Here is a 22,885-nt window from a genome sequence, read left to right on the forward strand (position 1 = left end):
GAACAATCGAGGGCGATCTTCGACAAAAGACTGGCGACGCCGAGTGCTCCCGGAGGTTATGATAGCGGCCCGTGCAGCAGCAGCAACCGGGACGGCAGAGGAAAGGTGGTTGTGGATGGGGATGTATCTGGGTTTGGATGCAGGTGGGACGGGAACTCGATGCTGGGTGGCGGACGAGACGCAGGTGCTTGGTTGTGCGAGCATCGGCACCGTAAAGATCATGGCGGTAGGGGAAGAGGTCGCGACCGAGCGGCTGAAGCGCGTGATCACCGAGGCGGCGAAGAAGGCGAATGTGCCGCTGGATAGCATCACGCGGACGTGCATCGGGCTGGCGGGGAACTCCAGCCACGCGGTGTGTCAATGGGCGGAGCGCACGATCGCAAGCGTCGCTTCGGGAGAGATCATCATCCTGGGCGATGAGGAGATTGCGCTGGAGGCGGCGTTCCAGGGTGGGCCGGGGATGCTGGTGATCGCTGGTTCGGGCTCGAACGTGATGGGCCGTTGCAGCGATGGAACGCGCGTGACGGCTGGCGGCTACGGGCCGATGGTGGGCGACGAAGGTTCGGGAGGCTGGATCGGGATCGAAGCGTTGCGTGCGGGGCTGCGGGCAAGGGATCGCGGTGTCAGCACGTGCGTGCTGCGGGAGATCGAGGACTTCTGGGAGCTGGACGACCTGGGCGAGCTGGTGGCGCGCGCGAACCAGCGGCTGCGGCCGGACTTCTCGGAGCTGTGCATGGTGGTCGCAACCTGCGCGGACGGCGGCGATGCGCTGGCGATCAGCGTGCTGGAACGTGCTGGCGAGGAGCTGGCTTCGCAGGTCAGCCTGGTGATCTCGAAGATGAAGGCGCTTTCGACGTGCAAGGTGCAGGACTTCTCGCAGCTGGCGTTCACGGGTAACGTGCTGGGGAAGATCCCGCGCGTGCGGCGCTCGATGGAAGCGCACCTTTCAGCGATGATGCCGGAGCTGAAGTTTGCCGACAAGCCGGTGGAGCCGCTGGAAGGCGCGGTGTGGCGAGCTCGGAAGGGGTAGCTGCGCTGGAGGGTCTGGGGATGTCAGGTGTTGGTTGTTGGGTGTTGGGTGAAGAGCACAGCACCTAACAACCAACACCTAACAACCGACAACGGCTCCGTTGAGGTAGGTTGCTACCAGTTTGCCGTTTACGTCGAATCGGTTGAGGTTGGCGGGCATGCCGGGGGCGAGGCGCTTCCAGGCGGGCTGGCCGAGCATGGCGGCGGGGTTGTGGCTGGCGGCGCGGACGGCGTCTGCTACGGAGGCGCCGGTGAAGGCCTGCAGGTTCTCTACGGCCTTGTCCATGGTGAGGATCGATCCGGCCAGGGTGCTCTTGCCCAGCGCGAGGTCGTCCTTCAGTTGGGCACGGCCGTCCTTGACGACGACGGGCAGGCCGACGAGGGAGTAGTTGTCGCCGTCGGGCATGCCGGCGGCGGCCATGGCGTCGGTGACGAGGATGGCGCGGTTGCGGCCCTTGGCGCGCCACCACAGGTCGACCATCGCGGGGTGGACGTGGATGCCGTCGGCGATGAGTTCGGCGTAGAGCGAGTCGGTGGTCAGCACCGTGCCGAGGACGCCGGGGTTGCGGTGATCCATGGGGCGCATGGCGTTGTAGGTGTGGGTCGCACTGGTGGCTCCGGCGGCGATGCCCGCGAGCGCCTGCTCGGTGTTGGCGTCGGTATGGCCCATGGAAATGCGGACGCCGCGCTGCGTCGCGTGCTGGATGAAGTCGATCGCTCCGGGGAGTTCCGGCGCGACGGTGATGAGCTGGATGTGTCCGCGGGCGGCCTGCTGAAAGCGGTCGAAGAGCTCGAGGGTGGGCGGGATGAGCAGATGAGTCGGGTGAACACCGCGGCGGAGGTGCGAGAGGAATGGACCTTCGAGGTGAATGCCCATGGGCGCGGCCTGGCTGGGCTGAGGTGATGCGGCGAAGGCCTCGATGGCGTTGGCGAGGGACTCGAGCGCGTGCAGGATCTCGTCAATCGAGCCTGTGACGGTGGTGGGCAGGTAGTGGCCGACGCCGCGCGTGGCGAGGAAGCGCTGCATCTCGCCGAGGTCTGAGGCCGACGCTGTCATCACGTCGTGGCCGACCGCGCCATGCGTGTGGACGTCGAGGAAGGTCGCCGCGAGCACGGTGGTGTCGCTGGCGAGCGATGGATCGGAGCTGATGCCGGCGATCGTGCCATCGGCGGAGACGTCGATGACGGGGTACTCGATCTCGCCGATGTCGGTGTAGAGGCGGCGGGCGGTGATGGTCCTAGCTTGCATGGCGGCGGGTTTCTAAAGAAGTGGGATTGAGTTGCGAGTTGTGGGCTGCGAGTTTCGAGATGTTGGCAGCTATCGGCCGTTGGGCAGTGGCGGCGGCACGGGGGACGGTGCGACGGGCGTGAGCGGGGCAGGCATGCCGAACTGCGAGGGATCGGGCAGGGTGTGCTGCTCGGCCCACTGGTGCTGCACGGCGCGCACCTGGTCGACGCGGGCGATCCAGCGCTGGATGGTGAAGTCGTAGCGCTCGAGCACGGGTTGCAGGTTGGCGGGGCGATAGGTGCGCAGCCACTGCTCCTGGTACATCTGGCGCATCTGCGAGTAGCCGTAGGTCATGTCCTGCAGGCGGCCGTTGGCGACGTTGTTGAGGTCGCCGAGCAGAGAGGCGACGCCGGGGCTGGCCTTCTTCCAGGTACCCGCGGCCAGCGTCGCCTGGGCCTGCGCGTAGCTGTGGATCATCTCGTCGGAGAGCTGGAACATGAGGCCAAGGAAGTCGATGCGGCGGGCGCCGAAGTCGATGGCATCCAGCGCTTCACTCTCGCGGAGATTGGGATTCTGCACGCGGGCCTTCCCGATGAGGTTGATGGCGCTTTCGGCGTGCAGGCGGAGTTCGCTGTCGATGGGGCGAATCTTTACGGCCATGGCCTGGCCGTCCTTCGACCATGGATCGAGCCAGAAGACGCCGTCGCTGCCTTCGCCGCCGGTGCTGACCTTGGCATCGTGCATCAGGGCCATGGCGGCGGTGATCTCGTTCTCGGCCTGATCGATGAGGCCCGAAGCGTCGCCGTGGAACTGCAGGCCGTAGGAGGCCTGGAAGGCGGGGATGGAGCTTTCGCCCTGCTGCCACGCGGCGGCTGCGCCGAAGAGGACGCCGTACCAATCCATGTTGGCGAGGGATTCGCCGTCGTCATGCCACAAGGTGTTGAGCTGGCCTTGCGCGCCGAACTTCTGGCCATCGCGGGTGAACTGCTGGATGTCGAGCAGTGCCTCCTGCTGATTGGGGAAGACCTGCCGGTAGTTGTTGATCGAAGGCGCGACCCAGATCTGGAAGCCGGCGTCGGCGTAGGGCGTCAGGAAGTGGTCGAAGTTCTTGGGTTGGGGCGAATAGCCCCACTGCACGACGATGGTCTGGTCCTTGAAGCTCTGCGGCATGGCCTTGAGCAGGTCGGGTGCCTTCTGCGCGATGTCTCCCCAGAAGAGGACCTTTTTGTGCAGCGGCTGCAGGTCGGTGACGATGCGCTGTAGGTAGTCGAGGTAGACGGCGTTGAGGCCGCGGGCGTCGGTGTCGGGGCGGGTCTTGCCGGTGCCGAGGTCGAAGGTCTCGTCTGCGCCGACGTGCACGAAGGGACCGGGGTACATCTGCGTGAGGTCCTTGAACATGCCATCGATGATCTGCATGGACTGGGGCTCGGAGGGCGCGAGCACGGCGCCGTGGGGCGTCTCAGCTGCGCCTGCGTAGGTCTCCCACGTGAGCAGGTGGCGGAGGTGGCCGAAGGCCTCCTGCTCGGGCACGATGGTGATGTGATACTGCGCGGCGTAGGCGACCAGTTGCATGGCGTCCTGCTGCGACATCGCCGCGCCGGGAACGGCGGCCAGCGGGTTCGACGGGAAGAACTGGGTGGTCTCGAAGTATGGCGAGTAGATGTTGACCTTGTAAGCCGCGAGCGTGCGGATGAGCTTCTTCTGGAAGTCGAGCGTATCGACGGGGCCGCGCGAGAGGTCGTCGTGCAGGCCACGCCACTTCATCGCAGGCCAGTCGCGGATGGTAGCTGCGTTGAGGTGCGCTGCGGGGCCGTCGCCGACGATGAGCTGCTTGACGGTCTGTAGCGCGTAGAAGATGCCGGCGGAGGTGCTGGCGGTGACGGCAAGGCCGCCGACGCGATCGCCGTTGCGATCGGGGATCAGGACGTAGCCTTCGGGCTGCATCTCGGCGGGCATGGCGGTCGCGGCGGGAGAGCCTGCGGGCAGCGACTCGGCGTAGGTCTGCTGGCCCAGCTTTGTGTCCATGCGGGCGACGAAGATGTGCGTGGCCAGGGGATTGGTGACGACTGCGATGTGGCGGGCAGCGAGCGTTGCAGTCAGGTCGGCGATGGCGAAGGAGTCATCGGCGCTGCAGGGCGCCTGGCAGTCGATGCGAACACCCAGCGCGAGCGTAACGGGAGCGCCGGGTCGGACGTCGCGCGGGATCGGAATCAGGTGCAGCGACTCGGCTGTCTGGGCGGCGAGAGCGGAAGGGAGCAGAAGAGCAAGAGCAAGGAGGCCGAGTCGCATGGAGAACAGACTACTAGGAACAGCAGAACAGCAGAACAGCAGAACAGCAGAACAGCGGAACAGCGGAACAGCGGAACAGCGAATAGCGGAACAGCGAATAGCAGGATGGGCAGCAGTCGAGGACGGTTGCGTGCTGCTCTCTCTGTTCTGCTGTTCTGCTAATTTGCTGTTCTGCTGCCCTACATGGGTGGCTGTCCGTTGATCACCGTCACGCCGGCTGGAGGGACGAAGCTGAAGTCTGCCGGCGTGGTGGGCAGGTCTTCGCGCATGTTGGTGAAGGCGAAGTCGGTGCGGGTGCCGTCGGTCTGCTCAATGCGCATGGTGTGGATCTGGCCGGCTGCGTCGACGGTGAGCTCGATGTTGCTGACGGGCGAGGCGGGGTCGCCCATCTTGACCTTGGGTGCGCCGCTGAGGGTGTAGAGCGGCTTGTCCGGAGTGCCGACGAGCGTGAGCGACAGGCCGGTGAGCTCCTTCGCGAGCTCGGTGTGGCCGAGGAGGAATCGCAGGGGGGTACGCAGGTCGTTGAGTTGCGACTCGGGCAGGCGGGTTGCCTGGGCGTCGCCGGGGGTGTAGGAGGTGGCGAACTTGCCGTCGAGGACGAAGACCTTGCCGGCGGGCGTGTCATAGGCCCAGCGCATGCGGCCGGGTTTGGCGAGGGTCAAGGTTCCGTTCTCGCTTCGGTCCATGCCGAGGCCGCGATAGCGCTCGGTGTAGCGGCAGGTAAGCGAGTGCAGGTGGTTGTAGTGGTCATCCACCTTGTGCGCAAGCGACGCGGCCGTCACCTGGGACAAGGCGACGGCCGGGGCGAAGAATGCGAGGACTACTGCAGCAGTTCGGTGCAGTTGGTGCCTCCTGCCGGATCGAAGCGGATCTGGCCATTCTCGTCGGTGCAGAAGCCCCGGTCGCCGGTTTTGCTGACGGCGTTCGGAGTCGCAAACAGCTGGTAGCTGTTGTACTGATCGACGCCGGCGCTGGTGTTCTTGTCGCCGCACTTGATCGTGAAGGTATAACCGGCCTTGGTGCCGCCGGAGAGATCGTCGTTGATGAGCTGGGCCGCATCCGGCGAAGGAGCGCCCGAGCCCTGCTTGCCTCCAAGCTGGGTCAAGGTGCAGGCGTAGCCGCGCGAAGGATACTGCGAGTTGTACTCGCTCTCCATCGAGACGAGGGTGCGCAGGGAGTTCATCGCGGAGGTCTCGTTGGTCTTCTTCTTCACCTTCTCGTAGCCCGGTACGGCGAGGGTGATGAGGATCAGGATGACCGACATCACGATCAGCAGCTCGATCAGGGTGAAGCCGGCTTCCGCGGTTGTGGAGGCCGCTTCAAGATTGCGACGACGATTCGGCATGGTGTTCCTCTGTCAATGGGTCGCGGCGAAGCGCGAGTTCGGTTTCCGCTACAGAGTATAGACGGTGCCGGTGCCGGGAGGGTGAGGCGGGGCACGGCAGGCAATCTCGCGTGCCCAATCCGGTAGCATGGTGTTTATGTCGAATCGACCCATTATCATCACCGGCGCGGCCGGTTTCATCGGACGAAACACGGTGGCGGAGCTGAACCGCCGAGGTGAGCACGAACTGATCCTGGTGGACGAGCTGGGCAAGAACACGCCGGGCGAGTGGGAGAAGTGGTCGAACCTCGTGGGTTTGCATTACGAGGACCTGGTGAGCCCGGAGGAGTTTCTCGGGCTGCTGGAAGACGGCGCGTTTGCGGAGGCGCGCGCGGTGATCCACCTGGGCGCGTGCAGCGCGACGACGGAGCGCGATGCCGACTACCTGGTGCGCAACAACTATCAGTACACGCGGGTGCTGGCGAACTGGGCGATCTCTAATGACGTGCGGCTGGTGTATGCGTCCAGCGCGGCGACCTATGGCGACGGCGAGCGGGGCTATGAAGACTCCGACGAGGTTACGCCGACGTTGAGGCCGATGAATATGTACGGCTACTCGAAGCACATGCTGGATCTGTGGGCGTTGAAGAATGGGCTGTTCGCGCCGGAGGGCCAGGTCGGGATTGTGGGGCTGAAGTACTTCAACGTCTTTGGGCCGTACGAAGAGCACAAGGGCGACATGCGCTCGGTGATCTCGAAGAGCGTGAAGCAGATCCGCGAAGAAGGCGTGGTGCGGCTGTTCAGGAGCTACAAGCCAGAGTTTGCGGATGGCGAGCAGAAGCGGGACTTCATCTATGTGAAGGACGCTGTGGATGTGACGCTGCACTTCGCGCTCGAGGACACGGAGACGGGCGGGCTGTTCAACTGCGGCACGGGCGAGGCGCGGACGTGGCTGGACCTGGCGCGCGCGACCTTCGCGGCGCTCGACCTGGAGCCGAAGATCGAGTTCATCCCCATGCCCGAGCAGCTGCAAGGCAAGTACCAGTACTTCACGGAAGCGACGACGGATAAGCTGCGGGCTGCAGGGTATGAGAGGCCGTTCACGAAGCTGGAAGTGGCGATTGACGACTACGTGCGAGGATTCTTCCGGACGTAGATTGCAGCACCACGGCGGCAAGAGGTGGGGATCGAGTTTTCAGTTCCGAGTCGCCAGCTGCGAGTTTTGGTGTGCGAGCAGCGGACACTCCCTTCAAGCCGAAGATGATTTGCTTGACGTATGCTGAAACCCGCCATGGAACCCATCCGAGCCATCTATCCCGGAACGTTCGATCCTCCGACGAACGGGCATCTTGACCTGATCATGCGCGGCGCGAAGATCGTCGACGAGCTGGTGGTCGCCATCCTGCGCAATGCGGACAAGGGCGAGCCGCTGTTCTCCGTCGCCGAGCGTGCGGAGATGTTGCGGGCAGCGACCTCGCACCTGGGCAACGTACGCGTGGCGACCTTCGACGGCTTGCTGGTGGAGTTTGCCCGCAGGGAAGGCGCGAAGGCGGTGCTGCGTGGCATCCGCGCGATCTCGGACTACGAGTACGAGTTCCAGATGGCGATGATGAACCGCAAGCTCGATCCGGAGATCGAGACGCTGTTCATGATGCCTGCGGAGAAGTACACCTACGTGAGCTCGCGGCTGATCAAGGGCGTCTTCCGGCTGGGTGGGGATATCACGCAACTGGTGCCGCCGGTGGTGGTCGAGCGGCTCAACGCGCTGAAGGAAAAGAACGAGTTGAAGGAAAAGATCGAGCCCGAGATGAAGATGGTCTGAGGGCGCAATTCGCCCAGAGACAGAGACGCGTGAGAGAGATCTCTCACGCGCGTTTGGCATCTGGGGAAGCTGCGGGGTCTAGGATTCGGGGTCTAGGATTCGGGGTAGAGGAGCTCGGTGAAGCGCGGATCGTCGGCGACCGATTCGAAGTCCGAATCGAGGCGGGCCTGGAACCGGTTCTGCGAGTTCAGGCGGATGGCCTCGGTGAGGTGATCGATGCACGACTGCGTGTCTCCCGTCATGGAGGAGAGCAGCGCGAGACCGTAGAAGGCGTAGTCGGCTGCGGTGTCCTTCAGCAGGATGTCCTGGAGGTGCTGACGCGCGTCCTCGTAGTTGCCATGGTTCAGCAGCGAGATGGCGTAGTCGTAGCGCTCTTCGTGGGTCTCGAAGCTGGTGGATCCCTTGTCGATCTGGGCCACGCAGGCGGAGATGTACATGCGGATGCGGTCGGCAAAATCGGATGGAGCTGTTTCCAGCATCTGTCCGAAGGCAACGTGCGCCTTCTCGTACTTGCCGGTCTGCATCAGCTTCAACGCGCTCTCGTAGAGGGCGAGCGTGTTCTTGCGCTGCGCTGCATCCCCCGCAGGGGTCGAGGTGACGGGCTTGGGCGCGCGACGGGCAGTGGCCTTATTGAGGGGAGTGGGGGCGGCAGTAGCGGACTTCGTGGACATGGTCTTCTCTGGTTGCGTGGCCCGACTGAAGCGGATGCGGAGCCTTTGGGTGGGTTAATTTATTTGTGAGCTTGCTCCGGTGTTATACGGGCAGCGCATAGGGTGGGTCAACTCGCGGTGCGACGGAGTGGCCCAATGCCTGCGAAATGCTACTTCTGCGCCTTCTGATATAGCACCGGATTGAGAGACGGATCGTTGTACATCTTGAGTTGCCTGTAGAGCTTGAAGCGGCGCTTTCCGGCGTTCACATCCTTCCACAGGGCGTCGAGGCAGCCGGCGAGGTCGTTGCGCTGTTCATCGAGAACCGCGAGCCGGGCGCGATTGCGCTGGTGATGGGCCTCGTCGGCGTCGGGGCGCTGCACCTCCTCCGCGGTGTGGAAGCGTTTGAGCTCGATGATGGACAGCCGGTCGATCATGAGCCCCGGGGTCTCGGAGTGCAGCGGCAGCGCCAGGTCGAACGCTGGAAGCTCTGCGAGTAGAGCCAGATCGATCTGCTCGGCGAGGTCGTTGCGGCGCTGGTTGAGCCGGTCAATCTCGTGCTTAACGACGGTGATGGTGTGGTCGCTGGCGGCGACGTCGCGGGCCTGATCTTCCTGGTGCCAGAGATCGAAGTTCGCCATGTGCTGGTCGAGCACAAGTTGTTCAAAGGCCGAGGCTGCGACGGGAGTCGCGAGCGTCGCATCGTGGCCAAAGGCCGTGGCGAGATCCTGGAGGGTCAAAATGCGTTGAGCTTCAAGCATGGAGAGAACACTTCAAGGATAACCGGTTGCGGCGTTTGTTTCTCGCGATCTGGTCCACCTGGCGGGATGGGCGTCTGAAAAGGCGCATTTCCCGTGGAGGATGCGAAACTGGATGCGATGCGCAGGGATAAAGTTCGCAGAGTTCTGATCTACCGCCTCGGCAGCCTGGGTGACATGCTGGTGGCGCTGCCCGCACTGCACCTGGCGGCGCGGGCCTTCCCCAACGCGGAGCGCCGGATGCTGACGAATTTTCCGGTCAACGCGAAGGCTCCGGCGGCGGCGGCCGTGCTCGATCACACCGGCCTGGTGGATGGGTACTTCCGGTACGAGACGGGTACCCGCAGCCCAAAGGATCTCCTGCGGCTGGCGTGGACGATCCTGCGCTGGCGGCCACAGGTGCTGGTATATCTCGGATCGAGCCGGGGCGTGAAGGCCGCGCTGCGCGACGAGCGGTTCTTCCGGCTGTGTGGCATTCGCAGGATCGTGGGCGTACCGCTGACCGAGGGGATGCAGCGGAACTTCTATGGCCGGCCCACCGGTGGCCGCGATGGCGCGATGGGCGATGGACATCTCGAGCCGGAGGCGGCGCGGCTGGCGCGCAACATCGGTGAGCTTGGGGGAATCGGCGAGTTTGACGATCCCGCGCGGCTGGAGGATCCGGCCAGCTGGGACCTCCATCTCACAGCAGAAGAGCGTGCTGCGGCCGATCGGGCGATCGGCGAGGTCGATCTCGGGAGCGAGGCAATCACGGCCTGTGTCGGGACCAAGGTGCAGTCCAAGGACTGGGGCCGGGACAACTGGCGGGCGCTGCTGGCGGCGATGGCGCGGGAGCTGCCAGGACGGCCTCTTCTGCTCGTCGGCGCGCCAGAGGAGAGCGAAGCGAGCGAGTTCGCTGCGGAAGGCTGGCGTGCGAACGGTGGTGGGGCGGTGGTCAATCTCTGCGGAGTGCTGAAGCCCCGTGAGAGTGCGGCTGCGATCGCGCGGACCAGCCTCTTCGTCGGCCATGACAGCGGCCCGATGCATCTTGCCGCCGCGGTGGGGACGCCGTGCGTGGCGATCTTCGCGGCGCGAAACATCCCGCGGCAGTGGTTTCCCTTCGGCCAGCAGCATCGCGTGGTCTACCATCGCGTGGAGTGCTGGGGTTGCGGCCTGGAAACCTGCATCGAACAGCAGAAGAAATGCCTGATGAGCATCACGGTGGATGAGGTGATGGAGAAGGTCAGGGAAGTGTTGGGGACTGGTTGTTAGTCGTTGGATGTCCGGTGTTGGGTGACGGCACGACCCTCGGAGATCCAACATCCAATACCGAACATCCAACACCCTGCGCTCCTGTCTGTCGCCACGAAACACCAACCTTGAAGGAGTAAGCTTCACGAATGTTGCCTGAGTTGCACGCGGTATTGGGATTGTTGGAGGGTGGCTTCGGCCAGCTGAAGGTGTTGGTGGTCGGCGACGTCATGCTGGACCGCTACATTCTGGGCGAGGTGGATCGCATCTCGCCGGAGGCTCCGGTGCCGGTCTTGCGGCATGTGCAGCGCTACGACCGTGCGGGCGGCGCAGCCAATGTCGCTATGAATCTGGCCGGGCTCGGCTGTCAGACGGTGCTTGCGGGCTTCTGGGGAGATGACGCGGAGCGCCGGGACCTTGCGGGGCTTCTCGAAGCGAAGCAGGTCGATACCGTAGGCATGGTGACGAGTTCTCTGGCGACGGTGTCCAAGACCCGCATCGTGGGACGCCGTCAGCAGCTGCTGCGTCTCGATATCGAGAGCCAGGATCAGCCCAGCGAGGTCGACCGGCAACGGCTTATCGAGAGCTCTGTCGCGCTGACAGAGAAGGTCCACGCGGTGGTGCTGTCCGACTATGCGAAGGGCGCGCTGACGCGCGAGCTTTGCGAGGCCGTGATTCGCAAGGCGCGCGAGCGGGGCATTCCCGTGCTCGCCGATCCGAAGACGCCGGACCTGAGCAAGTATTCGGGCGCTACGATGGTGTGCCCGAACCTGGGCGAGCTCTCCACCGCTACCGGCATTCACGCGCGGGAGATGGACGCCATGCTCTCTGCAGGCGAGCTGCAGCGCCAGGAGCATGAGCTGAAGTATCTGTGCGTGACGATGAGCGAGCGTGGCATCCGTGTGCTGAGCGAGGACGGGGTGTACCACTCGCCGGCCCGGGCGCGGGAGGTCTTCGATGTCTCTGGTGCGGGAGACACGGTGATCGCGACGCTGGCGGCTTCGCTGGCCGGGGGGCTCAAGGTGGAGACTGCGATTGAGCTGGCGAACCTTGCTGCCGGGATCGTTGTGGGCAAGATGGGCACGGTGCCGATTGAAGCGCATGAGCTGGTATCTCAGCTCACGCCTTCCTCGAAGCTGCGCTTTGACGAGAAGATCCTCGACCGCGACGGTCTGAGCCGGCGGATCGCCGAGTGGCGCGCTGCGGGGGAGACGATCGTCTTCACCAACGGCTGCTTCGACCTGCTGCATGTGGGGCACGTCACGTTGCTGGAGGATTGCCGTAGCTTTGGATCCAAGGTGGTTCTGGGATTGAACACCGACGCCAGCGTGCAGCGCTTGAAGGGGCCGACGCGGCCGGTGGTGAGTGAGCGCGAGCGGGCGCGTGTGATGGCTGCGCTGGCCGCGGTGGACGCCGTGGTGCTCTTCGACGAAGACACTCCGATTGAGCTGATCCGTGTGATTCGACCGGATGTGCTGGTCAAGGGCGGAGACTATCACGTCGAGACGGTGGTTGGGCATGAGATCGTGATGGAAGCCGGTGGGCGTGTCGAGATCGTGCCCACGGTGCAAGGGTTTTCGACGACGAATATCGTGAAAAAGCTGAAGGGCAGTGAGTAGAGAACAGTGGGTAGAGAGTAGAAAAACTGTCGCCGACTCACTGCTGGTGCTTGATCCATCCGCTTCTGGCGAAGGAGAAGTTTATGTCTGAGCAGCAGCCCGGCATTCTTTGCATCAGCACCTACGAGAAGGGTCAGCCATTTCTGCGTGAGGTCGCGCGGCAGGGTGTTCCCGTGGACCTGCTCACCGTGGACAAGCTTGCGCATGCGGACTGGCCGCGCGAGATCCTTGCAGGCTTCCACACGATGCACGAGAACCTCAGCGCCGAGGATGCGATGCGCTTCATCGCACGCCTGATGAAGCACAAGGCGTACGCCCGGATTGTGGCGCTGGACGAGTTCGATCTCGAGGCTGCAGCCCTGGCACGGGAGCATCTGCGCTTCCCGGGTATGGGGCAGACGCGCACACGCAACTTTCGTGACAAGCTGGCGATGCGTGAGGCGGCGCGGGCTGGTGGGGTGAATGTACCGGAGTTCTGCTCGGTTGCGAACCATGATGCTCTGTGGCGCTGGATGCAGCGTGTGCCTGCGCCGTGGCTGCTGAAGCCGCGGTGGAGTGCCTCGGCGATCGGCATCAAGAAGATGGAGCGGGCCGAGGATGTCTGGCCGGTGCTCGAAGGACTGCACGATGATGCCACGAACAACCTGATGGAGCACTTTGTTCCCGGCGAGATCTATCACGTTGAGGGTGTGACCTGGAGAGGCGAGCTGAAGTTCGCACTTCCCCACAAGTACGGCCGGCCACCATTTGAGCTGATGCATCACGGCGGTGTCTTCAGCACTCGCACGCTGGAGCGCGACAGCGAAGAGGCCAGGGGACTGCTGGAGATTCACGCGGCCACGCTGAAGGCGCTGGGCATGACGGACGGCGTCACGCATTCGGAGTTCATCCGGGCGTACGCCGACGGCAGGTTCTACTTCCTGGAGAGCGCTGCGCGTGTGGGTGGAGCGTTCATCGCCGACGTAGCGGAGCAGGCCAGCGGCGTGAATCCATGGGTCGAGTGGGCGCGGCTCGAGGTGGCGAACCTGCGGGGCGAGGAGTACAAGCTGCCGCCGCTGCATGAGGAGTACGCGGGCAGCGTCATCTGCCTCGCGAAGCAGGAGCGGCCTGACCTCAGCGCCTACGATGCTGCGGAGATCGTGCAGCGGATGGAGAAGTTCCACCACGCCGGTCTCATCGTGCGATCCACGGATTCAGAGCGTGTGCGAACCTTGCTGGAGGACTACAGCAGCCGCTTCGTGCATGACTTCTACGCGCGCATGGATGCGCCGGACAAGGTTCCGGCGTAAGAGACTGTCCTATCGGCCAGGGATCCAGACCATGCCGTCGGGATCGCCGCCAACGTCGATCTTCTTGACGATGGTGAAGGTCTTCAGGTCGAGCACACCGACGTAGTTGCCGCCGCCGCAGGCGATGAAGGCGCGGTTGCCGGCAGCGTCGATGACGACGCCGGCAGACCCGCCACCCATCTCGATGGTCTTCACACGCAGGTGCGTCTTCGTATCCACGATGACGATGGTGCTGCCGCGCAGCAGGCTGATGATGGCGAAGCGGCCGTCGGGGGTGAACTTCAGGCGGTTGGCTCCGGCGACGTCGAGGGGCAGCGTGGCGATGTTCTTCTTCGTGGCGAGGTCGATGACGGAGACGGTGCCGTCCTGCGCGTCGGCGGTCCAGAGCTGCCTGCCGTCGGGGGAGACGTCGAAGCCTTCGTCGCCCTTGCCGACGGGGATGACGGTCTGCTCCCAGTCACTGCGGTCGACCATGGTGGGGCCGGAGCCGGGTGCACCGGGAGCTGCCGGCGCCGGGACGCGGACGTGCTTCAGGTCGATGAGGCTGACGGTGGCAGCGTTCACGTTGGTGGTGGCGATATGCTCGCCGTTCGGCCAGACGTAGATCATGTGGGTGCGGTCCTGGCCGGTACCGAGGATAAAGTCGATCTTGCCGGTGGCCGGGTCGTAGCGCCCGAAGGCCTTGGCGGCTTCCGCGGTGAACCAGACCTCGCCGCCCTGGAAGTCGAGTCCGTGGGGGCCGGTGAGCGCGCCGAGGTCGATGACTTTGTCCACCTTGGCTGTAGGGATGTCGATCTGGCGGAGGCTGTGGTACTGGCCGAAGCCGTAGTTGGAGATCCAGGCTTTGCGCCCGTCCGGAGAGGCGGTTACCTCGTGCGGATCCTCTCCCGTGGCGACCTTGCCCCGGATTGCAAAGGTCGTTCCGTCCACAATCGAGACCATGTGGTCCTTCTTGGAGATCGCCAGCAGGGTGCCGGAGGACGCCTGACCGGCCGCCGAAGGGCAGATGGGAAGCAGTGAGGCGACGGAAAGGGCTGCAGAGACGACAAAACCAAGGCGCATGAAGGCTCCACGAAGGCTGGAGACGGGAAAAGAGGCCGTCAGTCCAGAAGGGGCGATGGATTTTCGGGGCGGAGAGATGGCCGTTGAGATCCGGAAACCAGTTCCCGGTGACCGGCGGGGGGCGTGCAGCGGTTACCACTCGGGGATGCGCAAAAATGGTGAGCGGGCTGGGGCTCGAACCCAGGACCAGCGCCTTAAAAGGGCGATGCTCTACCAACTGAGCTACCCGCTCGCTCCTTGCCTAAGGTAGCACATCGGGGGCCTCGCAAATGTGGGGCAGGGCTGGGGGGATGCACCCAAATTGCAGCAATACCGGGCTTTGCGGATTGTTGTGGAAGCGATGGGCAAGGGGGCGGCGGAGTGTGTCTCCGGTGGGTCTTCAGGAGGTCTGCAAATTGCGGCTATGGCCCAACAGTGGGAGACGTTGGGTACCCTGAAAGTGGTTACCATGCGGTGAGGGGTGAGGGTGGCGAAACCCCGCGCCGAATCAGTGTTTTCGTAAACTTTCGAAAGACCAAGGTTTCGGCTTTGTATTACTTACGTTGCATTGACTCGACTGATCCCCCGCACGTAGCCTCCGGATAACATGAAAGACCGGTAGGGCCAGGTTCAGCCGGATGCTATCGGCAATTGACGGGTTTATCACGGTTTTTGAAGGGGCGGCGATGGAGAGGTCGAAACCGGAGTCGAACGACCAGCACGATGTGGTGGAAACACCGGATGATGTAGCAGTTCTGTACTCCTGGGCCAATCTTCAGGGAGCAAAGTACCGGGACTTCTCGGCATCGCGGCGGGAGTATCGCGCACAGCTTCGTCATCGCCAGGCCCAGGCCCAGCGGGACACTGAACTGGAAGCCAAGGTAGCCGCAGAGCGCGCCGCCACGGAGTCCGAGCGTGCTGCGCGGGAGGCTGAAGAGGCTGCTCGTTTCCATCAGACGGAAGCTCAGAAGGCCGTGGCGTACCAAAGCGCGCGCCAGGCGGAGCTTGAGGAGGCCGCGCGCCAGCGGGCGCAGCGCCACGCCGACGAGCTCAACCGGCAGGCTGCGGCGGAACGTCTTGAAGCCGCACGCCGGGCCGAGGCCGTGGCTGCTGCCGAGGCTGCCGCGCGTCGCGAAGCTCGGGAGATGGCCGAGGCTCGTGCCTCCGCAGCTCGTCAGTCTGCACACTATTACGAGAACGAAGCGCGCCTGCGCTCACTCACCGGGCCGCAGCCGACCTCAGGCGTCGGCGGTGACATCACGGATCCATACGTGGACACGACGCTGCAGCAGGTGTCGGGCCGCATCTATCCTGTGCCTCCGGCGGGCGACGACATGCTGCCGAGCCGCTACCCGCAGACGCGGGACGCGCGGCTGATCGTGCCTCAGCCCGATCCTGCCCATCCTGTTCCCGAACGCGACCGCGAGTTCTTCACGACCGCTCCTCTGGCTCAGAGTGCCGAACTGGCGGCACTTGGCGCCGCAGCCGTGGAGAAGGCAGCCGATCAGCCCAAGGGGCCGGCCCGTTACTACTATGAAGGCGACACCGTGGAGCGTCCGGCCGTAACCGACCCGTACCTGCAGATGCGTGAGCGCGCGCGTGCCGAAGAGGCTGAGCGTGGTCGCCGTCCGCGTGGCTTTGCTCCGGACGTTGCCAGTGGGATTATGCCGGCTTACAAGCCGGAGCCTGCGATCCCGGAGTGGATCTCGCAGTCGGATGCCCAGCGCGATGCAGCACTGAAGCGTGCCGCGCCTCCGGCCCCGGCCGCCCCCGCGACGCCGACGCCTGTGGCAGCATCTCCAGCGCCGGGATCTCCGGTGGAAGATACCTTGCAGCACTCGCGTGAGCGGGTGGCTGCTCGGTGGTACGCGCTGAAGGGTGTGTTCGATCAGAGCGGCGTGGAAGCTCCATCGGAAGCGCCGAATGCCGTTCGCCGCGTGCCGATGTTGACGGTGTTTTCGATGGCAGGCGGCGTAGGCAAGACCAGCCTCGTGGCTACGCTTGGCCGCACCTTGTCTTCGATGGGCGAGCGCGTCCTGCTGACGGATACGACCTCGCATGGCCTGCTGCCGTTCTACTTTGGCGCCAGCGAGCTGCGGCCCGGAGTGGTGCGGACGTTCTCTCCTCCCGCCGGTGCTTCGGATGCCGCGATCGCGCTGGTGAGCTACGACGTCTCGCAGCGTGACGCGAGTGCCGAGTCGCAGGAATGGCTGGTGAAAGAGTTGACCCGCACGGGTGGGGGCATGCAGCGCATCCTCCTCGATGTGCCGCTGAGTGCGGCCTGGGTGGCGCGCCGCATGGCGAAACTGAATTCGATCACGCTGGTGCCGGTGGCGCCGGATATGAACTCCGTGATTAGCCTGGGCCCGCTGGAGAAGTTCTTCGCCGGCGTTCTGGACGAAGAGGGCAAGCCCGCTCAGCCTTTCTACGTGCTCAATGAGTTCGATGCCAGCGTGCCGCTGCATCTCGATGTTCGCGAGGTGATGCGCCGTCAGCTTGGCGACCGGCTTCTGCCGTTCGTCATCCGCCGCGCACCGGCGGTGTCTGAGGCACTTGCCGAGGGCATGACCGTGATGGATTATGCCCCCGACCAGCCTGTGGCGGGCGACTACATGAATCTCGCATCGTGGCTGCGCACGCAGTCGATGCCAGCGATCGCAGGGCGCAAGAACGCCCGTTGGAGTGAGCAATGACGAGAAGCCCGCTGTGGAGGGAATTCGAGTCCAGCGATAATTTCCTGGTCCGGTTGATGCGCGTGCTGATCCTGGTGGGCGGCATCACGTTTATGCTGCTGGCCGGCGTGCTGGATCTTACGTGGCCACAGCAGCTCTGGCTGGGTCTGCTCATCGTCCTCATCGCCATCTGGATCGATCGCGCGTCGACTTCCTACCTGGTCACGCTGACGCTGATCCTGCTCAGCTGTTTTTCGACCTTCCGCTATGGCTTCTGGCGTATCGAGCAGGTCTTCCGGTTCTTCCAGGCTCCCGGCGCGAATTACACGGCGCTGGACGTCTTCTTCATCTTCCTGCTGGTTGCGGCTGAAGCTTATGCCTTTGCCATCCTGTTCCTCGGCTACTTCCAGACGCTGTGGCCGCTGCGCCGCACCCCCGTGCCGTTGCCCGAGGATACGGATACCTGGCCCGAGGTCGACCTGCTGATCCCGACCTACAACGAGCCTCTGAGCGTCGTGAAGTTCACCGCTCTGGCGGCGATGAACATCGACTGGCCTGCGGACAAGCTGAATGTCTACATCCTCGACGACGGCAAGCGCGAGGAGTTCCGCGCCTTCGCCGAAGAGGCCGGCATCGGCTACATGACGCGCGACGATAACCAGTATGCGAAGGCGGGCAACATCAACCGTGCGCTGGCGCGGCTGGATGCTCGGTTCGTCGCGATCTTCGATTCCGACCACGTCCCCACGCGCAGCTTCCTGCAACTGACGATGGGCTGGTTCATGCGCGACCCGAAGCTGGGGATGCTGCAGACGCCGCATCACTTCTATTCGCCGGATCCGTTTGAGCGCAACCTCGGCCAGTTCCGCACCATTCCGAACGAAGGCGAGCTGTTCTACGGCGTGGTGCAGGATGGCAACGACTTCTGGAACGCTTCGTTCTTCTGCGGCTCCTGCGCGGTGCTTCGCCGCGAGGCGCTGGATGAGATCAACGGCATCGCCGTCGAGACCGTGACGGAGGACGCGCACACGTCGCTGCGTATGCAGATTCGTGGCTGGAACACGGCGTACATCAACATCCCGCAGGCTGCAGGTCTCGCGACCGAGCGGCTCAGCGGCCACGTGAAGCAGCGCATCCGCTGGGCGCGCGGCATGGTGCAGATCCTTCGCATCGAGAACCCGCTGCTGGCTCCGGGACTCTCCCCTGCGCAGCGCCTGTGCTACTTCAACGCGATGACGCACTTCCTCTACGCGCTGCCGCGGCTCATCTTCCTCACGGCTCCGCTGATCTACCTGATCCTGGGGCACACCAACGTCCCGGGCTTCTGGGCCGCGATTCTTGCGTATGCCTTCCCGCACCTGATCCTGAGCTTCCTTACGAACTCACGGATCCAGGGCCAGCATCGCCACTCGTTCTGGAACGAGATCTACGAGACCGTGCTGGCGCCGTACATCTTCATTCCGACGCTGCTTGCGCTGCTGAATCCGAGGGCGGGTGCGTTCAACGTCACGGCCAAGGGCGGTGTGGTCAGCAAGAGCTACTTCGACGCGCGCATCGCGCAGCCGTACATCGTGCTGCTCTTGCTCAACTTCATCGGCCTGCTGTGCGCGATACCCCGCTACTTTGCGTTCCCGCACCTCGGCGATGGGCTGCCCTGGCCGATCAGCGCGATCCTGAACATTCCTGCCTCGATGTATGACGGCGACCACGCTGGAACCGTCCTGATGAACGTGCTGTGGACGTTCTTCAACATGATGATTCTCAGCGTCGGTACGGCCGTCGCGTGGGAGCAGCAGCAACGCCGCCAGACGGTGCGCGTGACGGCGGCTGTCCCTGCGGGAGTCATCCTTCCGGATGGCGCGTTGATCAACGGTGTGACCGCGGATATCTCTTCGGGCGGCGTGATGATCAATGCCGATGCGCGACTCGCGTTGCGTGCCGGGGACAAAGTATCCATCGTCTTCCCGGTGCTGGATGGCGATGCGAGCCTGCCCGCCACGGTGGTGGGCGTGGACAACAAGACTCTTCGGGCGCACTTTGACCCGCTGACGACGCAGGAAGAAGAAGCTCTCACGATGGTTCTGTATTCGAGAGCGGACACTTGGCTCGGCTGGGGCGAAGCCCGCGAAGCCGATCGCCCCCTGCTCAGTATGTGGAGGATCATGCAGCTCTCGGTTCGCGGTTTGACAGGAACTCTTCGTGGCGTCGCGGGTGGTCGTAACGGCCAGTCCCGCGGCAAAGTGGCAACCAGCATCGCCCCGGTGATCGCTGTGCTGCTGGCACTGCTCGGCATGCTCCTCACCACGCATCATGCGGGCGCACAGACCGTGAGCCGCGCGAAGCCGCAGGTGGGCGCCAACGGCCAGCCTCTGACGGTCACATTGCCTTCTGTTGGCGGAGTGGTTGTCTCCCAGGCGCACGCGGTGCCTCCCGGCACCTTCGACAACAAGTTTTCGCTGGGCGATACCGGCGTGCCGGCGTCGATCGTGATGCGTGGCGTGGACAGCTATCACTCGGTCTACTTCTCGGTGCCGCATACGGAACTCGTCAAGACGGCGACGATGAAGCTGGTCTTCCAGTTCTCGCCCGGCCTGCTGCCCAGCATCTCGCACCTGAAGGTGGGGCTGAACGGTACGCAGTTCGCGACGATCCCGGTGACGACGCAGCCGGTCGTCATGGGCACTGAAGCGAACGACAGCACGCCCGATCAGAAGCTGAAGAACAACGAGACCGGTCAGGTCGTCAACGCGGGCTACAGCCAGGTGATGACGGCGACGATCACCATGCCGGCCGAGCTGATGGTTCATGACAACGAGCTCACCTTCGAGTTCGTGGGCCACTACACCACGCAGTGCGAAGACCCTTCGCACTCGACGCTATGGGCTGAGATCGCGCCTTCCACGACGATCGAGCTCGCTGGCAGTCTGCTCCCGCTTGACAACGACCTCAAGTCGCTGCCGCTGCCTTTCTACGACAAGAGCGTGAACCTCCATCCGACGGTTCCGGTGGTGTTTCTCACGCAGCCCTCAGCCAAGGCCATGCAGGCCGCCGGCGTGGTCGCGTCGTGGTTCGGCATGCTGACGAACTACCAGAGCGTGCGCTTCCCGGTCAGCTTCGGTACGATCCCGCAAGGCAACGCCATCGTCATCAGTGAAGATGCCTCCACGCTTCCTCCTGAGCTTGCGGTCGCCGGTTCTTCCGGGCCAACGATCACGATGAAGACCAACCCGAACGATCCGTACTCCAAGGTGCTGATTCTTTCGGGTGCGAACGCGGACGATCTTCTCACCGCGGCGCAGTCGCTGGTGTTGCAGTCGAAGACGCTCGCGGGCGCTTCGCAGGGTGTTTCTATCGCCAAGAAGCCGGAGCAGCGCCAGCCTGACGATGCACCGCGCTGGCTGAGCACCTCGCACGTAACCAACCTTGGCGAGATCGCGCAGCAGGGCGACCTGCAGGGTGATGGGACGGTGCCGGTCGCGGTTTACTCGCGCACGCCGCCTGATCTCTACTACGGCGAGACCGCGAACCTCGCGTATCACCTGGACTACCGCTACAACGGCATTCCTCTCGCGAGCGAGAGCTCGCTGCAGGTCTATCAGAACGGGGCGTACGTAAGCTCCACGCCTTTGCCGCACACCACGGATGCCTCGCACGACCTGTCGACGACTATTCCCGTGCCTGTCGTCGACATGCGCCCCTTCTCGAACACGATGATGATGAAGTTCATCTTCCAGATCGCGAAGAAGGGCAAGTGCGAAGACACCGCGCCGATGAACCTGCAGGGCTCCATCCTGCGGACCTCGTACCTCGACATCACCGGCATCCCGCACTGGATCCAGCTGCCGAACCTCGAGGTCTTCTCGAACGCAGGCTATCCGTTCACGCGCCGCGCGGATCTCTCCGATACCGCCGTGGTTCTGCCTGATGCTCCGTCGGTCGAAGAGCTCGAGCTTTACCTGATGTTCATGGGCCACTTTGGCGCGCAGACCGGTTACCCGGTGCTGAACGTCACCGTGACCAACGCTGAAGGCATGAAGGGCGATAAGGACTTCCTGGTGCTCGGCACCGTGGACGACCAGCCTGCCATTGGCAAGCTCAACGACAAGCTTCCGGTTGCCATCAACTCGGGCAGCCTCAAGATCCAGGACACGGGCGGCTTCTTCGACTCGGGCAACTTTGCCTGGTGGAAGGTGCGCAGCTCGGACCGCGTGGACTCGGGCAAGCTGGTCACGTCGGGCGGCCTGCCTGACGCGATGATCGAAGGCATCGAGAGCCCGTTCTCGGGCGGTCGCTCGGTGGTGGTGGTCGCGCTCAAGGACAAGTCGGTTGTGTCGAACTTCGTGGACACCTTCCTGAAGACCTCGCAGTCCTCGGATATCCAGAAGTCGGTCAGCGTCCTCGATGGTCAGAGCTTCACGAGCTATCAGCTGGGCAGCTCCAGCTATCACGTGGGCGCGCTCTCGTGGTGGACCTGGATCGTGATGACCGTCCGCCAGTATCCGTGGCTGATCGTGGTGGTACTTGCCCTGGTCGCGTTCCTCATGGCAGCTCTGCTGCGCGCTACGCTGCGTCGTATCGCTCGCCGCCGGCTGCAGGTGATGGACTAGAGCATTTCTCTATTACCGGGTATCTAACCCACGATCGGGACGGAGACGGTGAGGAAAACAATGCGGCGGCTGCTGGCAACTGGCTCGGGAAAGACAGACCGGGTATTGCCCGCAGCCGCTTCTTTCTTGCGTGTGAGAGCGGCGTGGTGTGCTGTGCGACTTGCTCAGGGTTGTGCGTGCGTGATGCTGCTGAGCCTGAGTGGATGTCATGCGCAGCCAGTGTGGCCGCTGTGGGATGCCTACGCGACGAAGTTTCTGGACCAGCAGGGGCGTGTGATCGACCACAATGCCCAGGACCGCACCACCACCGAAGGCGAGGCCTACGCGATGTTCTTCGCGCTGGTCGCCAACGATCAGCCGCGCTTTGACAAGCTGGTCGACTGGACCGAGAACAACATGGCGCAGGGTGACCTGACGCTGCGTCTGCCTGCATGGAGCTGGGGCAAAGCTCCCGATGGCAGCTGGCGTGTGCTGGATCCCAATCCTGCGGCGGACGCTGACCTTTGGATGGCCTACTCGCTCTGCGAGGCGGGGCGGCTCTGGAACGTCGACCGCTACGCGAAGCTCGGCAAGCTGATGGCCGATCGCATCGCGCAGCAGGAGGTGGTGCTGGTGCCGGGCGTTGGCACGACGATGATTCCGGGAGCGCAGGGCTTCCACCCCGACGCCAATACGTGGTTCCTCAACCCCAGTTATCTTCCGCCCGAGCTGCTGGTGTACTTTGCCCATCGCGAACCGGGCTCGGCATGGAGGCGGGTGCTGGACAGCCTGCCCAAGGTCGTTGCGTCGCCCGGTGGGTTTGCGATGGACTGGATGAAGGTGGGGCTGGACGGGGCTCATCCCAGCGCGACGCCTGAGGCTGACGAGGACGCGTCGCAGAAGAACCAGCCCGGAGCGCCCGCTCGCGGAAGTTACGACGCGATCCGCGTCTACCTCTGGCTGGGCATGGCCGACCCCAGGACGCCAGGAGTCCGCCAGTCGCTCGCGGCTGTTCCGGGGATGGCGCTGTGGCTTCAGACTCACCCCGTTCCTCCGCTTTCCGTGGACGAGGCAGGGCATTCCACGCAGCCCGATTCTCCCCCCGGATTCAGCGCGGCTGTCGTACCGTATCTGCATGCGATGGGATTGAAGGCGCTGGAAGATCAGCAGAACGATCGTCTTGCAGCGACAAAAGATTTGAAGTCAGGGCTTTACGGTCGCGAAGGATGGTATTACGACCAGAATCTCTCGCTCTTCGCGACGGGCTGGAGCGAACATCGGTTCCGGTTCAACGAGGACGGCAGGTTATCCGTGAAGTGGAAATAGCAGCACGTGTGTGGAAAAGATG

16 protein-coding genes and 1 tRNA gene are annotated in these 22,885 nt (G+C 63.9%); 9 read left to right on the top strand and 8 right to left on the bottom strand.

From position 1 onward, the window contains the following. Nucleotides 1-121: 121 nt before the first annotated feature. On the top strand, nucleotides 122-1,030 hold the full coding sequence (locus C4S68_RS00925) for a BadF/BadG/BcrA/BcrD ATPase family protein (protein WP_160114941.1): 909 nt from the start codon (nucleotides 122-124) through the stop codon (nucleotides 1,028-1,030). Nucleotides 1,031-1,108: 78 nt separating this feature from the next. On the opposite strand, the gene nagA is transcribed toward C4S68_RS00925, so the two are convergent. From nagA to C4S68_RS00945, 4 genes are all read right to left on the bottom strand, one after another. Then, nucleotides 1,109-2,278: an N-acetylglucosamine-6-phosphate deacetylase gene (nagA, locus tag C4S68_RS00930; protein ID WP_103931162.1), complete on the bottom strand. Its 1,170-nt coding sequence runs from the start codon at nucleotides 2,276-2,278 to the stop codon at nucleotides 1,109-1,111. 69 nt (nucleotides 2,279-2,347) lie between these two features. Further along, on the bottom strand, nucleotides 2,348-4,546 hold the full coding sequence (locus C4S68_RS00935; RefSeq protein WP_103931163.1) for a family 20 glycosylhydrolase: 2,199 nt from the start codon (nucleotides 4,544-4,546) through the stop codon (nucleotides 2,348-2,350). A gap of 179 nt (nucleotides 4,547-4,725) precedes the next feature. Continuing rightward, a complete protein-coding gene (locus tag C4S68_RS00940) occupies nucleotides 4,726-5,328 on the bottom strand; it encodes a LolA family protein (RefSeq protein ID WP_235011400.1) in 603 nt (200 codons plus the stop codon). A gap of 38 nt (nucleotides 5,329-5,366) precedes the next feature. Further along, nucleotides 5,367-5,891 carry a type IV pilin protein gene (locus C4S68_RS00945; protein ID WP_103931165.1) on the bottom strand — a complete coding sequence of 175 codons (525 nt, stop codon included), beginning with the start codon at nucleotides 5,889-5,891 and terminating at the stop codon, nucleotides 5,367-5,369. Between the two features lie 136 nt (nucleotides 5,892-6,027). On the opposite strand from C4S68_RS00945, the gene rfaD reads away from it, so the two are divergent. Both rfaD and coaD read left to right on the top strand, forming a co-directional pair. Beyond that, entirely contained in the window at nucleotides 6,028-7,026 is a 999-nt protein-coding gene (gene rfaD, locus C4S68_RS00950; RefSeq protein WP_200821447.1) for an ADP-glyceromanno-heptose 6-epimerase, read from the top strand. Between the two features lie 135 nt (nucleotides 7,027-7,161). Further along, nucleotides 7,162-7,692, top strand: coding sequence for a pantetheine-phosphate adenylyltransferase (gene coaD / locus C4S68_RS00955; protein ID WP_103931167.1), 531 nt, complete (start codon nucleotides 7,162-7,164; stop codon nucleotides 7,690-7,692). A gap of 92 nt (nucleotides 7,693-7,784) precedes the next feature. Here the strand turns inward: coaD and C4S68_RS00960 are convergent, their stop codons facing one another. Together C4S68_RS00960 and C4S68_RS00965 are read right to left on the bottom strand one after the other, a co-directional pair. Continuing rightward, nucleotides 7,785-8,363, bottom strand: coding sequence for a tetratricopeptide repeat protein (locus C4S68_RS00960; RefSeq protein ID WP_103931168.1), 579 nt, complete (start codon nucleotides 8,361-8,363; stop codon nucleotides 7,785-7,787). A 149-nt stretch (nucleotides 8,364-8,512) separates the two neighbouring features. Then, on the bottom strand, nucleotides 8,513-9,103 hold the full coding sequence (locus tag C4S68_RS00965; RefSeq protein ID WP_103931169.1) for a DUF4254 domain-containing protein: 591 nt from the start codon (nucleotides 9,101-9,103) through the stop codon (nucleotides 8,513-8,515). Between the two features lie 117 nt (nucleotides 9,104-9,220). Here C4S68_RS00965 and C4S68_RS00970 point away from each other — a divergent pair, with 117 nt between their 5' ends. The 3 genes from C4S68_RS00970 to C4S68_RS00980 all read left to right on the top strand — a co-directional run bounded on the left by C4S68_RS00970 (nucleotide 9,221) and on the right by C4S68_RS00980 (nucleotide 13,238). After that, complete coding sequence (locus tag C4S68_RS00970; protein WP_103932093.1) at nucleotides 9,221-10,351, top strand: glycosyltransferase family 9 protein; 1,131 nt, start codon at nucleotides 9,221-9,223, stop codon at nucleotides 10,349-10,351. Between the two features lie 128 nt (nucleotides 10,352-10,479). Continuing rightward, entirely contained in the window at nucleotides 10,480-11,949 is a 1,470-nt protein-coding gene (gene hldE, locus C4S68_RS00975; RefSeq protein WP_103931170.1) for a bifunctional D-glycero-beta-D-manno-heptose-7-phosphate kinase/D-glycero-beta-D-manno-heptose 1-phosphate adenylyltransferase HldE, read from the top strand. Between the two features lie 83 nt (nucleotides 11,950-12,032). Beyond that, on the top strand, nucleotides 12,033-13,238 hold the full coding sequence (locus tag C4S68_RS00980; RefSeq protein ID WP_103931171.1) for an ATP-grasp domain-containing protein: 1,206 nt from the start codon (nucleotides 12,033-12,035) through the stop codon (nucleotides 13,236-13,238). A 9-nt stretch (nucleotides 13,239-13,247) separates the two neighbouring features. Here the strand turns inward: C4S68_RS00980 and C4S68_RS00985 are convergent, their stop codons facing one another. Together C4S68_RS00985 and C4S68_RS00990 are read right to left on the bottom strand one after the other, a co-directional pair. Then, nucleotides 13,248-14,300: a YVTN family beta-propeller repeat protein gene (locus tag C4S68_RS00985; protein WP_103931172.1), complete on the bottom strand. Its 1,053-nt coding sequence runs from the start codon at nucleotides 14,298-14,300 to the stop codon at nucleotides 13,248-13,250. A 156-nt stretch (nucleotides 14,301-14,456) separates the two neighbouring features. Next, nucleotides 14,457-14,532 (bottom strand) — tRNA-Lys (locus C4S68_RS00990). A 433-nt stretch (nucleotides 14,533-14,965) separates the two neighbouring features. Between C4S68_RS00990 and C4S68_RS00995 the strand changes: the two genes are divergently transcribed. The 3 genes from C4S68_RS00995 (at nucleotide 14,966) to bcsZ (ending at nucleotide 22,863) form a co-directional block, all read left to right on the top strand. Beyond that, nucleotides 14,966-16,972, top strand: coding sequence for a cellulose synthase operon protein YhjQ/BcsQ (locus C4S68_RS00995; RefSeq protein ID WP_160114942.1), 2,007 nt, complete (start codon nucleotides 14,966-14,968; stop codon nucleotides 16,970-16,972). Next, nucleotides 16,969-21,558 carry a UDP-forming cellulose synthase catalytic subunit gene (gene bcsA / locus C4S68_RS01000; RefSeq protein WP_103931174.1) on the top strand — a complete coding sequence of 1,530 codons (4,590 nt, stop codon included), beginning with the start codon at nucleotides 16,969-16,971 and terminating at the stop codon, nucleotides 21,556-21,558. Before C4S68_RS00995 ends, bcsA begins: the two co-directional genes overlap by 4 nt. 153 nt (nucleotides 21,559-21,711) lie before the next feature. Beyond that, the gene (bcsZ, locus tag C4S68_RS01005; protein ID WP_235011266.1) at nucleotides 21,712-22,863 is read left to right on the top strand and encodes a cellulose synthase complex periplasmic endoglucanase BcsZ; all 1,152 of its coding nucleotides are present in this window, start codon (nucleotides 21,712-21,714) and stop codon (nucleotides 22,861-22,863) included. The last annotated feature ends 22 nt before the right edge of the window (nucleotides 22,864-22,885 follow it).

It is taken from the genome of Bryocella elongata (assembly GCF_900108185.1).
Classification (GTDB): Bacteria; Acidobacteriota; Terriglobia; order Terriglobales; family Acidobacteriaceae; genus Granulicella; species Granulicella elongata.